We start from the raw sequence: 14,232 nt of genomic DNA, 5'->3' as shown, positions 1-14,232 counted from the left end.
AGGTTTCTTCAGATCACCGCGAGATTGCAGCCGAGCGTGAGGCTCTGCCGTTTCTGACTCGGGGAACGCTCTCCGTGAGCTGTCGATCGCAATTTGCAGACTCAAGCCCAAATCTTGCGATGCCGTCTTGTCTCCTGCCGCCACGGTTTGTACGCTCGGTGCCACTCTCCGCAGTCCTGCCCGGCCCCTTCGGGCCAGTCCCCGGCGCCGACCAACAACGCGCTCGGCAGTTGGCCCGACGTCCGCGACTACACCGCCACCTACCAGACGGCGTACTCGAACCTCGGGAACGGCCAGCCCGCCAAGCTGTTCTCGTCGTACGACCAGCAGACGGTCAACACGCACTTCCAGTGGATGCAGCAGAACGGCTGCGACACCGCCGCGCTGCAGCGGTTCAACCCGACCGGCGGCGAAGGCCCGACCCGGGACGCGATGGCCGCAAAGGTCCGCCAGGCCGCCGAGCAGCACGGCCGGAAGTTCTACATCATGTACGACGCCACCGGCTGGACGAACATGCAGTCGGAGATGAAGGCGGACGTTCCGGCGGGCTGGTCGGTCACGATCTACGCGGAGGACAACTTCACCGGGCAGTCCTGGACCCGTACCGCGGACACCCCGAACTTCGTCGCCCTCTCCCCCAACGCCAACGACCACCTCACGTCCTGCCGCATCCAGTAGAACGCGAAGGCCCCGGCTTTAGAACGCGAAGGCCACCCGGCTTCATGCCCTGGCGGAGGTGGAGTCGGGGGCTCACGCCGAAGCCCCCGACCAGAGGCCGGGGGCGGGCGCGCGTGCGGATCCTGGAGCTAGAGGAGCTCGAGGCTGTCCGAGGCGAGCGTGATGACGGCGCCATCGAGGTGCAGGCGGCAGGCGATGGCGTGGCCGGAGCAGGTCATCAGAGCCGGGCCCACGGCGTCGACGACCCGATAGGCGACGGGCTGCGTGCACTGCTCGACGACGTCCTCGTTCTCGCGGTAGCAGCCGAGGACGCGGCAGGTGACGGTCTCACCGACGCTCATCAGGCTGAGGCCGTGCTCGGGGCAGATGCCCCAGGTCACGCCACAGGCCTGACCCTCGCTCGCGGCGAGACGGATCAGGTTGCCGGCTGTCGTCTCCAGTTCGCTCGCGACGTTGCGGAACGTGTCCGCCGCCTCGTCGAGGTCGCGCCGGAACTGCCGGGACTCCACCGACTCGGGCAGGCCCCGGGTGGCTGCATGAAGCCCCTCGGACAAGGCCATGGCCGCGACGGCGATCTCGTCCACCCGGACCGGCGTACCGAATCCGGCCGAGCGAGCCTGCGGGTCGCGGGCCTGCCCGTTCCCACCGTTCGTCCTGTTCTGCGGCATTCCGGGCAGGTTCTGCGCCGGCCCGTTCTGCCCGGGTCCGTTCTGCGCCGGCCGGGCCTGCTGCGCTGGACCGGTCTGGGCTGGTCCGTTCTGGCCGGTCTGGTCCTGGCCGGTCTGGTTCTGGCCGGTTCCGTTCTGGGCCGGTCCGTGCGGTCCGTGGCCGTTCTGGCCCGGGCCGCCTGGCGGGCCGGCCTGGCCCGGCGCGCCGTCGCGCGGGGCCGGCGCGAGCTGGCCTCGGCCGTTCTGGCCGCCTGCCGCGCCGCCCGGACCCTTGGGACCGGACGTGCCATTGGATCCGGGGCGGCCGTTCTGCCCCGGCGTCGATACTCCATTGCCAGCGAACACGTCTTCTGAGTGACCATTCCTGCCGGTAGCGTGATCAGCCGGGCCGTCCTCGGGGTCCCGGTCTGCCTGGTCCGCGCCTGCCTCGTCGACCGCACCGTTCGCCGTCCAGGAACTACGTTCTGTTCCGGTCCTGTGGTTCGCCCGCTTGGTCTTCGCCATTCGCAGCCCCCTGATACTTAGCTCCCCGGTGGCCGATGGTGCCATGTCCGCGGGGGGTGCGGCCAGAGCAAATCACCGAGCGTCACACAGGGCTGAACAAGCCTTGCACAGAGCAACGATTCGGACGGTTCTGCCGCCGGAATCCCGCCCCAGAGCAACAACAACCAGTCCTAACCTAAACCAGTTCCCAACCCTTCCCCGGCCGAATCACACAGACCGAATTCCATACGCCGACTTAACACTCCGCAGCCGTACGTGAGGATGCGTGACAGTGCGTCCTCACACGACTACACCTGGATCTCACTTGAACTGCCCAGTAACAAAGGAGCCCCGGATCCCTTCAGTACAAGGACTTCGGCCAACACTACGACGGACCGGCCGGACACGGGACCCGATGTCCAGAGCTGGTGCCGGGTGGGTCAGATGATGTGACTGGGGTCCAGGGGTGGGGTGGGGCCGGTGAGGTGGGTGCGGAGGAAGGCGACCACGCGGGCGCGGGCGTCGAGCGCCGGGTTGGGCGGATCCTCGCGGACCTCGCCGGTGAGAACGGAGTGAGCGCTCTTCCGGAAGCCGCCCGGGTTGCCCGGGCCGGAGTCGAGCTCGATCACCTCGAAGGCTTCGCCGAGGTGCTCGCGCAGGGTGGCGAACCGCTCGTCCGGGACCGCCCGGTCCGCGCTGAAACGCAGGCCGAGAACGCAGAGCCCGTCCGTGCGAGAGCGCTCCACCACCCGCTCGAGCTCGCCCCGCGAGACCCCCGGATCGCGGCGCCGCTTCGCACTCACCGGGAACGGTGTGGCCGGCTGGCTCAGCACCGGCGCGAGGACGGCCTCGTCCACCGCCGTCGCGAGCGCGAATCCCCCGGTGAAACACATCCCGATCACGCCGACGCCGCGTCCCGGCGTACGGGTGGCCAGGTCGGCAGCGACGGCTCGCAGGTACGCCGTGATCGGGCGCTGAGCGTCGACCGCGAACGCGCGGAACTCGGCCGAGACGCAGAGCCGCGGCATGACCCGGGCCACCGCGCCCAGAGACTCCGGCCGCCCGGGCTCACCGAACGGGGACGGGATCACCACCGTGAAGCCCTCGCCGACCAGGTGATCGCCGAGCCCGAGCACGTACGGGGTGATGCCGGGGATCTCCGGGATCAGCACGACGCCCGGTCCCGAGCCCTTCTCGTAGCAGTCGTAGGTCAGGCCTGCACCGCTGAAGGGCGCCCGCCGCCAGCCGGTCAGGTCGGAACTCGGTGCGGTACCGGCCATCTCGAGATCTCCTCGCCTCGGGGATCAACCAGCGTAGGACCCGAAGAGGCCGCCGACCGGGTGTTGGGCGCGCCCCGCCGTGCAGCGCGAGGGCGCGCCCCGCCGTACGGCCCGGAGTGCGGGATCGGGACTACGCGTCGAAGTCCTCCTCCAGGGCGCGGATCTCGACCATGCCGATCGCCGCCACGGGGTGCTTGGCGGCGATCTCGATCGCCTCGTCGAGGTCGCGGCAGTCGATCAGGTCGAAGCCGCCCATCTGCTCCTTGGACTCGGCGAACGGCCCGTCGGTGGCGACCACCTTGCCGGCCCGCCGGCGGACCCCGGTCGCCTCGGCCGGCGGGCGCAACGCCGCGCCCTGCTGCCGCACGCCCCGCTCGGTCATCTCCGCCACCCAGGCCCGCGTCGCCGCGACCATCTCCGCCGGCACCTCGCCGTCGAAGTCCACCTCCGGCCGGATCAGCAGCATGTACTTCATAAGTTCTCCTCGTCGTCGCGCGGAAACCCCACCCAGCAAGGGCGGTCCACGAAAGTGACGTCGAGGCAAGATTGCAGCTTTTGACATCAGAACCGAGTTGCGGATCGGCCGCCCGCATCTGACATACTCCGGCCCTCTGTCTCATCAAGACCCTTGGGGGGGTCCCTTGTTGTTCCGCCCTGCCCACGTACTGCGCCTCGGCATCCCCGCCGCCCTGGTAGCAGCCACCCTCATCACCGTGACCGGCTCCTCCGGCCAGGCCGCCCAGCCTGAGCCGAAGCAGCGCAAGTTCTCCACGGGGATCCAAGCCACTCCGGCGTACGAGCCGAACTCGGTCGTCGTCAAGTTCCGCGACAAGGCCACCACCACAGCCCGCAAGCAGGCACTCAGCAAGCACGCGGGCAAGGCCGCCACCTCGGTTACGTCCGATGTGGTCGAGGTGACCGGATCCGTGCCCGCGCCTGACCTGCTGAAGAAGCTGAAGGCCGAGCCCAGCGTCGAACTGGCGTCGCTCAACTACACCCGCAAGGCCAGCGCGGTACCGAACGACGACGCGTACGCGCAGGGCGTCCAGCGGTACCTGTCGACCGTTCGGATGCCCCAGGCCTGGGACCTGTCGAAGACCGCCGGCAGCCAGACGGTCGCAGTACTGGACACCGGTGTCGACGCCGGCCACCCGGATCTGGTCGGCCGCACCGTGCCCGGCTACAACACGATCAACCCGGGCACGACGCCGAACGACGACAACTTCCACGGCACGTTCGTGTCCGGCATCATCGCCGCGAACACGAGCAACACCGAAGGCATCGCCGGAGTCGCTTGGAACGCCAAGGTGATGCCGGTCAAGGTGCTCGACCGGGACGGCAGCGGCAGCGACGCCGACATCGTCACGGGCATCAACTGGGCGGTCACCCACGGCGCCCGCGTGATCAACCTGTCCCTGGGCGGTCCTGGCGATGACCCGGTGCTGCGCGACGCGGTGGCCAACGCCGTCTCCCAGGGCGTTGTGGTGGTGGTGTCCGCCGGCAACAGCGGCGACGACGTGCCGCAGTACCCAGCCGCCTATCCGGAGGCGCTCACCGTCGGCGCGACCAACGACAACGCCGTGACCACGAGCTTCAGCTCGCACGCCGACTGGGTCGACATCTCGGCCCCCGGCTACAACATCGTCAGCACCGGGCCGAGGTTCCTCGACCCGAGCTTCCCGTACTGGCAGGGCAGCGGCACGTCGTTCTCGGCCCCGATCGTGTCCGGCGTCGCCGCGCTGGTGCGGAACAAGTACCCGACCCTCACGGCGGCCCAGGTGGTGGCGCGGCTCAAGGCCACCGCCCGTGACGCCGGCCCGCGCGGCATCGACCCGTACTACGGTGCCGGCATCCTCGACGCGTACGCCGCTCTGGGTGGCTCGTGGGCGGCGGACTTCGCGCAGGCGGCCGCCGACGGGAACGACTTCCCGGCCCGGGCGACTCCGCTGACGGGTAGCTCCATCTCCGCGGCGATCGGCGCCGAGGGCGACGTCGACTGGTACAAGGTCGACTCCGCCGCCGCCCGCAACGTCACGGTGAAGGTCTCCGGCCCGCTGTACGACTCGGTGGAATTCGCGCAGAACTTCGGCCCGGTCGTGTCCGTCTACGACCAGAACTTCCAGCAGATCGGTTCCGCTGAGAAGCCGCGGCCGGACGAGGACGCGGACGGCTATGAGATCCCGGGGATCCAGTCGGCCTCGACCAACGTCAGCCTCCCCGCCGGAGCGGCCTACATCTCGGTCCGCAACTACAACGGGTCGCGGGACAGCCGTCAGTACACGCTGACCGTCAACCCGTCCGGTGTGGGTGGCCCCGGTGCGTCCGAGCCCCGTCTCCTGGTCAAGGACGCCTCGGTTCCGGACTTCAGCGTGAACGTGGCACAGAACGTCGCGCCGTCGATCACTTTCACGCAGGACCTGGCGCCGGCCACTGTCACCACCGACACGGTTCGCCTCTACAACGGGAAGACCGGGGCGGCCGTCCCCGTCACCCCCTCCTACGATGCCGCGACCAACAAGGTCACCCTCACCCCGACGAGCCCGCTGGTCGAGGCGACGGCGTACCGGATCCGGCTCAGTGGCGTGCAGAACCCGGCCGGCGCCACCATCGCGCCGTTCACGACCACCTTCCGCACCGTCGACCTGGTGCCGCCGGTGGCCGGGACGTTCGATGCGACGGGCGCCTACCTGGCGGCCACCCTGAGCTGGAAGATCCCGGCCATTCCCGACTTCGACCAGGTGATCGTGCGGCGCAACGTCGGCAGCAAGCCACCGACGTCGACCACCGGGACGCTGGTCTACGCGGGGACCGGCACGACGGTGAAGAACACCGGGCTGTTGCAGGGGACGACGTACACGTTCGCTGCCTGGGTCAAGGACCGGAGTGGCAAGGTCAGCCCCGTTGCGACGACTCAACTGCTCGGGATGAAGTCGGCGATCAGCACGAACGGATCGCTGATCAACTACGGTGGTGCGATCACGCTGAAGGGCAGCGTGATACGGATCGACAACTTGGCGTACGCCGGGTTGCCGGTGGCGGTCTACGTGCGGCCTAAGAATGTCTCCACGTTCAAGCTGCTCACCACCCTGAAGACGGGGACGACCGGCAGCGTGAGCTACGCGTACAAGCCGGCGGTGTCGTCGGTGTTCGCGATGGCGTTCCTCGGCAACGGGGACCTGATGGGCACCCGGACCGCCAACATCACCGTCGAGGTGAAGCCGATCGTGTCGGCGACGCTGGCACCGGCGGCGATCAAGCTCGGGGCGACCACCAGGCTGTCCGGCACGGTCAACCCGGCGCACTCGGCCCGGCTGGTCTACCTGCAGCAGTACGGGAACAAGGTCTGGACGACGATCGCGTCGGTCAAGCAGACCTCGACGGGGTACTACGCGTTCGGCATCAAGCCCAAGGCTCGTGGGCTGGTCGCGTACCGGGTCGTGTTCACGGCGGATGCCGACCACGCCCAGTCCATCAGCGCGAACAAGACGCTCAGCGTGAGCTGATCGCCAGCTTGTAAGCCACGTGCCCCCGGCCAGTACGGTCGGGGGCACGTTGGCGTTCAGGGCCCAGTCGTTCAGCGGGCCCAGTCGTTCAGGGGGCGTAGTGCTGGACCGTTCCGCCCTTGGAGAGATCGACGAGGGTGTGGGCGAGGTCCCTTGCGTCGTTGAGGATCTCGTCCAGGTCGAAGGTGGTGAGCCGGCGATCGCGGACTACGACCTTGCCGTCGACCAGCACCGTGACGACGTCTGAGGCACGGACCGAGTAGACGAGTGCTGCCCTCGGGTCGTGGAGCGGCTGGCAGTGTGGGCCGGACAGGTCCATCAGGGCGATGTCTGCTCTGCGCCCGACCTCCAGCGCGCCAATGCTGTCCGCGCGGCCGGCCGCGGCGGCTCCGCCTCGGGTTGCCAGCCGAAGGGTGTCCGAGACCGTCATCCATTCGGCATCCTGCTCGCGCTGCTTCTGGGTCAACGCCACCAGGCGCAGGGATTCCCAGACATCGAGCGTGTTGTGGACGGCGGCTCCGTCCGTGCCTACTCCGACGGGGATGCCCAACGACTGCAGGAATCTGATCGGCGTGGTCGAGCCCATCGCCAGCTTGAGGTAGACCTTCGGGCACGCGGCGACCGCAGTACGGTCCGCGAACTTCCTCAGCAGGGCGTGGTCGGTGTCGACGATCCCGCAGCCGTGGGCGATCAGCGTGCCGGCCTCCAGTACTCCGGTCCGCGCGAGCACCTGGATCGGGGTCAGCCCGCGCTTCTCCCGCGAGGCACCTGTCTGGTCATCGCTCTCCGCCGCGTGCAGGTGGATGCGGAACCCCTCGGCGCGCGCGACCTCCGCAGTGCGGGCGAGGTCTTCGTCGGACACCGTGTACGTCGCGTGGGGTCCGAGGCTGGCGGTGATCCGACCCTGGGCGGCCGTCGCCCCGGCCTCCCGGATCTCCCGCGCGGCGTCGTACGCGGCTTCGCGTCCTTCGGTGCCGGTGGAGGAGAAGAAGGTCGGCGCGAGGTCGGCACGGATCCCGGTCTCGAAGGCCGCCTCGGCGATCTGGTCGGCGTGGAAGTAGTGGTCGACGAAGGTCGTCACCCCGGCGAGCAACATCTCCGCGCACGCGAGCCGAGCGCCGACCCGGACCCGCTCGGGCGTCAGGTTCACCTCCATCGGCCAGATCTTCTTGTTGAACCAGTCGTCGATCGACACGTCCTCGGCCGCACCGCGCATCATCACCATCGGGCTGTGCGTGTGGGAGTTGATCAACCCCGGTACGGCGATGATGCCGCTCGCGTCGACCACCTCGCCTTCGGCCGGCAGTTCACCGGTCGGCGTGATCGCGGTGATGGCGCCGTCCTCGACATGGATGTCCCGCGCCTCCTCGACGCGACACTCCCCCGCCTCCGGCACCACCAGCACCGAACAGCCCCTGACCACCAGACCCGCCATCAATCCTCCAACTCAGCGCTTTGCCTCAGTCTCTCCATCTCGAGGGTTCACCTTTCTCCACGCCGGCGCTGAGGGTGGTCTGTGGATCGATGGGAACAGATGTTCGAGTGCAGTGTATGGTGGGGTTCATGGGTGCTGACCTTCAGGCCTCGTTGCTGGATGCGTTCGAGGATCCCGCGCTGGGTTCGCTGGGCGGGATGCAGCGGACCGAGTTGAGCCGGGGCGCGTGGATCGATGTGTTGCCGGGGTGGTTGACCGGGGCGGACCAGGTGTACGAGCGGCTGGCCGCGGATGTGCCGTGGCAGGAGGAGCGCCGGCAGATGTACGACCGGATGGTCGACGTACCGCGGCTGCTCTGTTTCTACGGCGAGAACGAAGACCTGCCGCTGCCGATTCTCGACGAGGCGCGGGATCGGCTCAGTGCGTATTACGCGGAGGAGTTGGGCGAGCAGTTCCGGACTGCCGGGCTCTGCTTCTACCGCGACGGGCGGGACAGCGTCGCCTGGCACGGCGACCGGATCGGTCGGGGTAATCGCGAGGACACCATGGTCGCGATCCTCTCCGTCGGCGAACCCCGCGTCCTCGCCCTCCGCCCACGCCCAGGCAACACCAGCGGACCGGTGAGCAGCACGATCCGCCATCCCCTCGGCCACGGCGACCTGATCGTGATGGGCGGCTCCTGCCAACGCACCTGGGAACACGCCATCCCCAAAGCCTCTGGCCGAATCGGCCCTCGCATCAGCATCCAGTTCCGCCCAGCCGGCGTCCGCTGAGCCCGAGAATTGGCCCTCGGCAGGTCGCGTCAGCGGGGGTTGCCGGCGGGGTTGCTGTGCAGGTGCCTTCGGCTGTGGTGGTGGGTGCTGGTCGGGATCCCGCGCAGAGGTTGAGCCGGTTCGGGTGGTGTTTCCAGGGTGGACGTGTACCGGGCGACAGGCAGTACAGGTGGAGTCCCGGAGACCCAGGCGCGTGCCGCACCCCGCAGTGGCCCGCGCGGCAACCCACTACCTATCCTTCGGTACGCCCCGGCTGGCACCGCTCCCCTTCGCCCGCGTCCCCGATCCCCGGCGGCTCGCGAGGTACCGGCGTGCTCTCCGGGCGGTCAACGCCGAGGATGCGGGCTACCCCCTCGGAATCCGGGCAGCCACCCGACGTACCGGCGCGCCTCTGAGGGGTCAACCCCGGAGGGTGCGGGTTGCCCCCTCGGATTCTGAGCGGGCATCCCTGCGGTTGAGGGGTTGACCCCTTAGAGGGCGATCACTGCATAGCGGGACCACGGGTCGCGGTTCGCGGGTCGCGGTTCGCGGCGGGGGGTTGCCTGCCGTTGTTGTGGGTTCCCCTCTCGAAGGTTCGGGGGGTAACCCGCAAGAGGAGTGGGTAACCCCTCGACTTTGCCGGGCGGGTGCGGCTGGGTGGTGGTGCGGTGCGGCGGGTGGCCACCGGTTCTGTCGTCGCTGGTGGGCGCGGGTTGGAGTGGTGGGTGGTCAAGGTGGTGGATGGGAATTGGCCCATGAAATGGGGGGGCAAGTGGATCTGACTGGTGGGCCGGTGGGCTTCTAGGCTCTTGATATCGAGAGAGCCCAGGGAGACTGAGATGACTGACACCGATCGTCGTACCAGCCGGTTGTTGCCGCCCGCGGGGGCGCCTCGGAACCTGGCGTTCGCGCAGTTGGCCAACTCGGTGGGTGATGGGGCGTTCATCGTCACGTCGGCGTTGTTCTTCACCCGGGTGGTCGGACTCTCCACGGCGCAGGTCGGGCTCGGGCTGACCATCGCGTGGCTGGTCGGCTTCCTCACCGGGGTACCGCTCGGGAACCTCGCCGACCGCAAGGGACCCCGCGGTGTCGCCATCCTGCTGGCGCTGTCCACCTCGGCCTCGGTGGCGTCGTTCCTGTTCGTCCGGAGCTTCCCACTCTTCGTGATCGCCGCAGTGGCGTACGCGAGCAGCCAAACCGGCCTCACTGCCGCCCGTCAGGCCCTCCTCGCCGGCCTGGTCGAGCCGGCGGAGCGTACCCGCATCCGCGCCTTCTTGCAGTCGACGACGAACGCTGGTCTGGCCGTAGGTGCCGCGATGGGTGGAGTCGCCCTGCGGTTCGACACCGCCCCGGCGTACCTGACCGTGTTCGCGATCGACGCCGCCAGCTTCCTGGTCGCCGCCGCGCTGGTCCACCGGGTCCCCGCGGTCGCCGCCGTCACTGTTCGGGTAGTAGGAGAGCCTCGGCTCGCAGTACTGCGCGACCGCCCCTACGCAGTACTGGCTCTGCTGAATGCGGTGATGCTGATGTTCATGCCGCTGCTGAGCCTCGTGGCGCCGCTGTGGATCGTGGAGCGCACCAACGCGCCGGGCTGGGTAGTCGCGTCCCTGCTGATCATCAACACGATCGGAGTCACCCTGTTCCAGGTACGCATCGCGAGGAGCGTTACGGACCTCCGTACGGCGACGCGCTCGGTCCGCTTCGCCGGAGTCGCAATGCTGGCCGCTTGCGGGGTGTTCGCCCTCTCTGCGCTCGGATTGGGCCCGGCCGGAGCCGCCGCAGTACTGGCTGTCGCTGCGGCGCTTCTGACTCTCGGCGAGATGAAGCTGGCCTCTGGTGCTTGGGAGATCAGCTTCGGTCTGGCCCCCGTCGACAAGCAGGGCCAGTACCAGGGCTTCTTCGGAACCGGCCCCGCAGTGGCCCGGATGCTCGGCCCGGCGCTGCTCACCACGCTGGTACTCGGCTGGGGTCCCGTCGGCTGGATCGTGGTCGGCGCACTGTTCCTAGGGACCAGTTGCGCGACTGGTCCCGCCGTACGATGGGCGGCACGGACGCGGTCCGCCGGCCCGGTGGTCCAGCCGTCGTTGGTAGAGGAGTGCGCCGCCTGATGGACATCCCCGGACTGGTCGAGATCACCTCGTACGACGAACTGCGCGAGGTGGTTCCCGAGCCCCTGCAGCACGCAGTAGACAAGACCCGCAAGGAGCTCCACGAGCTCGACCGCCAGTGGCTCGCCGAGTCGCCGTTCTGCCTGATCGCCACCTCCGCGGCCGACGGCAGCTGCGACGTCTCCCCCAAGGGCGACCCGGCCGGCTTCACCATGGTGCTCGACGACTCCACCATCGCGATCCCTGAGCGGGCCGGGAACCGCCGGATCGACGGCTTCGCCAACATCCTCACCAACCCGCACGTCGGGCTGATCTACCTGCTGCCGGGTCGCGGTGAGACGTTGCGGATCAACGGCCGGGCCCGGATCGTCCGCGAGGCGCCGTTCTTCGACGACATGGTGGTGAAGGGCAACCGCCCGCAGCTGGCGCTGGTGGTCGAGATCGAGGAGATCTTTCACCACTGCTCGAAGGCGTTCCTCCGCTCGAAGCTGTGGAAGCCCGAGACCTGGAACCCGGACGCGATGCCGAGCCGGGCGAAGATCGCCAAGGCCCTGGACCGCCCGGACGACGATCTGACCACGCTCGAGACGTACTACGGGCCGCAGTACGAAGAGGGCATCTATAAAGTCAAGTACTGAACTACTCCGTATGGAGCAGCTCCAAGTACGCCGTGGCGACGATGACACCGGGTGATCCCGACCTCTACGGTTCCAGGGTGAGCACTTCTGAGCCGACTCTCGGGGACCGCGTCAAGCGGTTGGCGCTGCCTGCCGTGCTGTCGTTCGTCGCCGTCTTCGGGTCGTTCGGGGCATCCCGCGGCCAGGAGGACAGGCGCGCGGCGGACTGGTTCATGGTGGTGCTGCTCCTGATCGGCACTGTGTCCCTCTACTGGCTCCGGACCCACCCGGTGCCGGTGCTGTGGGCAACGGTCGGGTCGACGCTCGTCTACATGCTGATGGAGTACCCCTGGGGCCCGGTGATCTTCAGCTTCGTGATCGCCGTCTTCACGGTGATCCGGACCGGCCATCGCCTGGCCGGCTGGGCGGGCCTCGTCGCCCTGTACGCCGGGCATGTGCTCGGGCGGCTCATCCTCGGCATCAACGAGCAGGGGGTCTACCAGGTCCTCCTGGTCGGCACGTGCTTCGTAGTACTGGGTTTCGTGGCCGAGCTGTTCCGCGGCCACCGGGAACGGGTGATGGCGGCCAACAAGACCCGGCGCGAGGCAGAGCTCCGCCGGGCCGGCGAGGAACGCCTGCGGATCGCCCAGGAGCTCCACGACGTGGTGGCGCACCACATCTCGCTCATCAACGTGCAGGCCTCCACCGCGTTGCACCTGGTCGACCGGCAGCCCGAGCAGGCCGGTCCCGCCCTCGCGGCGATCAAGGAGGCAAGCAAGGAAGCACTTGTCGAGCTGCGATCGATCGTCGGAGTACTGCGCCAGTCGGACGAGTCGGCACCGCGCCAACCAGTCACCGGGGTGGACCGGCTGGAGCACCTGGTCAGCCGGACCGCCATGGCCGGGCTGGAGGTGCACACGGTCGTACATGGCGAGGCACGGCCGCTACCGACCGGGCTGGACCGCGCGGCGTTCCGGATCATCCAGGAGTCGCTCACCAACATCGTCCGGCACGCCAAGGCGACCGAGGCCACCGTGCGCATCCAGTACGGCGAGGAGTCGCTCCTGCTGCAGGTGGACGACGACGGGAAGTCTCTGGCGGGTCCACCCAAGGAGGGCAACGGCATCGTCGGCATGCGCGAGCGAGCCACCGCCCTGGGCGGCACCCTCACCACCACCCGCACCCCCACCGGCAGCCTCCGCATCACCGCCCAACTTCCCCTCCCCCTCCCCTGACTCCACGGTTCAGGAAAGGCGGCGCGAGGGGTCAGGGACGGAGGACGCGGTAGCGGAGGTGGGTGACACGCTGTGGGAGCTCCTCGTCCGGGGTGGTCACGCGGCGGACCAGGTCGAGCTCGATGTGCTCCGGCGGCAGGTTGTCGAACAGCCGTCTCCCCTGCCCGAGCAGGACCGGCACGACGTGCAACTCCAACTCGTCGAGCTCCCTTGCCAGCAGCAACGACTGCGCCGCCCCGGCCCCGTGCACCATGACGTCGCCGTCCCCGGCGGCTGTACGAGCCTGCGAGGCACACTCACGCACATCGGTGACGAAGCGGACGCTCCCCGGCGGCGGACCGTCAGGGACGTCGTGGGTGAGCACGAAGATCGGGACGCCATCGTGGTGATCGCCCTGCCAATGGTTGGCATGTTCGTAGGTCCGGCGGCCTGAGATCAGGGCGCGGGTGGCGAGCGACTCGGCGTACACCTCGCTGCTCGGTCCCGGGTCGTTGCGCCGGTCGAGCCAGTCGAAGAGGCGGAACCCGTCGATGCCCATCGGGTTGTCCGTACTGTCTTGCGGTCCGACGACGTACCCGTCGAGGGACATGGTCATGTAGAGCCGGATCTGCGCCATCGGTCAGCCCTCCGACCGCACGCGATACCGCAGGTGCTGGACACCCGGCGCATCCAGGTCGCGAATCAATTCAAGCTCGACATGGTCCGGCGGCAGGTTGTCGAACAGCCGACGGCCCTGGCCGAGCAGCACCGGCATCAACTGCAGCTCCAGCTCGTCCAGCAGCCCGGCCCGAAGGCACTCCTGTGCGGTCGCGGCGCCGTGCAGCAGGATGTCGCGCCCACCTGCCGCGGCCTTCGCCTGCGCAACGCAGGACTCGATGCCGTCGGTGACATAGCGGGCGGATCCCGGCGGGGGCTCGTCGGGCGCGGAATGGGTCAGGACGAAGATCGGTACGCCGTCGTGGTGATCGCCGGCCCAGCCACCCGCGAACTCGAAGGTCCGCCGGCCGGTGATCACCGCCCCCGTGTCCATCAACTCGTCGAACACAGTGGCGCTGGCTTCGTCGACCGGCCGGTACGACGCCGGGTCCACGCCGCCCGCGCCCAGCCAGTCGTGCAGCCGCTCACCGTTGACGCCGAGCCCCTGCTCCTTGCTGTCATCCGGGCCGGTGATGAATCCGTCCACGGACATCGACATGTAGAGCACGACCTTGCTCATCGCGGCTCCGATCCGTCAGAGGTGAACTCGATCTCGATGGCGATCTCGATGGTGTCGGCGACCACGACGTTACCGGCGCCGAAGCCCAACTGGATATCGACGCCGAACGCGGCGCGGCTGATCCTGGTCGTCGCCGAGAAGCCGGTGCGCTCCACGCCGGACGGGTCGTCGACGACGCCGAGGAACTCGCTGTCCAGCTGGACGGTCCGGGTGACGCCGTGAAGCGTCAGCTCGCCGATCAGGCTGAGTGCCTGTTC

The 14,232-nt window shown here is 68.8% G+C and carries 13 protein-coding genes; 6 read left to right on the top strand and 7 right to left on the bottom strand.

The genetic code is table 11. The annotated features are described in order from the left end of the window. Positions 1 to 147 precede the first annotated feature (147 nt). Positions 148 to 678 (top strand): hypothetical protein, encoded by a 531-nt coding sequence (locus EV648_RS44250; RefSeq protein ID WP_241995576.1) that lies wholly within the window; start codon positions 148 to 150, stop codon positions 676 to 678. A gap of 128 nt (positions 679 to 806) precedes the next feature. On the opposite strand, the gene EV648_RS24930 is transcribed toward EV648_RS44250, so the two are convergent. The 3 genes from EV648_RS24930 to EV648_RS24920 form a co-directional block, all read right to left on the bottom strand. Beyond that, positions 807 to 1,691, bottom strand: coding sequence for a hypothetical protein (locus tag EV648_RS24930; RefSeq protein WP_132296380.1), 885 nt, complete (start codon positions 1,689 to 1,691; stop codon positions 807 to 809). A 578-nt stretch (positions 1,692 to 2,269) separates the two neighbouring features. Continuing rightward, positions 2,270 to 3,109 (bottom strand): dienelactone hydrolase family protein, encoded by an 840-nt coding sequence (locus tag EV648_RS24925; protein WP_132296377.1) that lies wholly within the window; start codon positions 3,107 to 3,109, stop codon positions 2,270 to 2,272. A gap of 130 nt (positions 3,110 to 3,239) precedes the next feature. Next, a complete protein-coding gene (locus EV648_RS24920) occupies positions 3,240 to 3,584 on the bottom strand; it encodes a YciI family protein (RefSeq protein ID WP_132296374.1) in 345 nt (114 codons plus the stop codon). A 166-nt stretch (positions 3,585 to 3,750) separates the two neighbouring features. Here EV648_RS24920 and EV648_RS24915 point away from each other — a divergent pair, with 166 nt between their 5' ends. Then, entirely contained in the window at positions 3,751 to 6,612 is a 2,862-nt protein-coding gene (locus tag EV648_RS24915; protein WP_132296371.1) for a S8 family serine peptidase, read from the top strand. Between the two features lie 88 nt (positions 6,613 to 6,700). Here EV648_RS24915 and EV648_RS24910 read toward each other — a convergent pair whose 3' ends face one another. Then, entirely contained in the window at positions 6,701 to 8,047 is a 1,347-nt protein-coding gene (locus tag EV648_RS24910; protein WP_132296368.1) for an amidohydrolase, read from the bottom strand. Positions 8,048 to 8,175: 128 nt separating this feature from the next. On the opposite strand from EV648_RS24910, the gene EV648_RS24905 reads away from it, so the two are divergent. From EV648_RS24905 to EV648_RS24890, 4 genes are all read left to right on the top strand, one after another. After that, positions 8,176 to 8,820 carry an alpha-ketoglutarate-dependent dioxygenase AlkB gene (locus EV648_RS24905; protein ID WP_132296365.1) on the top strand — a complete coding sequence of 215 codons (645 nt, stop codon included), beginning with the start codon at positions 8,176 to 8,178 and terminating at the stop codon, positions 8,818 to 8,820. Positions 8,821 to 9,638: 818 nt separating this feature from the next. Beyond that, positions 9,639 to 10,907 carry an MFS transporter gene (locus tag EV648_RS24900; RefSeq protein ID WP_132296362.1) on the top strand — a complete coding sequence of 423 codons (1,269 nt, stop codon included), beginning with the start codon at positions 9,639 to 9,641 and terminating at the stop codon, positions 10,905 to 10,907. Next, a complete protein-coding gene (locus tag EV648_RS24895) occupies positions 10,907 to 11,545 on the top strand; it encodes a pyridoxamine 5'-phosphate oxidase family protein (RefSeq protein ID WP_132296359.1) in 639 nt (212 codons plus the stop codon). The genes EV648_RS24900 and EV648_RS24895 overlap by 1 nt, the downstream gene beginning before the upstream one ends. A gap of 77 nt (positions 11,546 to 11,622) precedes the next feature. Then, positions 11,623 to 12,759: a sensor histidine kinase gene (locus EV648_RS24890; protein WP_241995574.1), complete on the top strand. Its 1,137-nt coding sequence runs from the start codon at positions 11,623 to 11,625 to the stop codon at positions 12,757 to 12,759. 31 nt (positions 12,760 to 12,790) lie between these two features. On the opposite strand, the gene EV648_RS24885 is transcribed toward EV648_RS24890, so the two are convergent. From EV648_RS24885 to EV648_RS45270, 3 genes are read right to left on the bottom strand one after another with little or no spacing between them, the layout of a single operon-like run. After that, complete coding sequence (locus tag EV648_RS24885; RefSeq protein WP_132296356.1) at positions 12,791 to 13,375, bottom strand: dihydrofolate reductase family protein; 585 nt, start codon at positions 13,373 to 13,375, stop codon at positions 12,791 to 12,793. A gap of 3 nt (positions 13,376 to 13,378) precedes the next feature. Then, complete coding sequence (locus EV648_RS24880; RefSeq protein WP_132296353.1) at positions 13,379 to 13,975, bottom strand: dihydrofolate reductase family protein; 597 nt, start codon at positions 13,973 to 13,975, stop codon at positions 13,379 to 13,381. Continuing rightward, positions 13,972 to 14,172 (bottom strand): YceI family protein, encoded by a 201-nt coding sequence (locus tag EV648_RS45270; RefSeq protein ID WP_370452741.1) that lies wholly within the window; start codon positions 14,170 to 14,172, stop codon positions 13,972 to 13,974. The genes EV648_RS24880 and EV648_RS45270 overlap by 4 nt, the downstream gene beginning before the upstream one ends. Between the last annotated feature and the right edge of the window lie 60 nt (positions 14,173 to 14,232).

Origin of the sequence: Kribbella sp. VKM Ac-2568 (genome assembly GCF_004345365.1) — a bacterium.
Taxonomy (GTDB): Bacteria; Actinomycetota; Actinomycetes; order Propionibacteriales; family Kribbellaceae; genus Kribbella; species Kribbella orskensis.
This window is presented reverse-complemented; position numbering and strand designations above follow the sequence as displayed.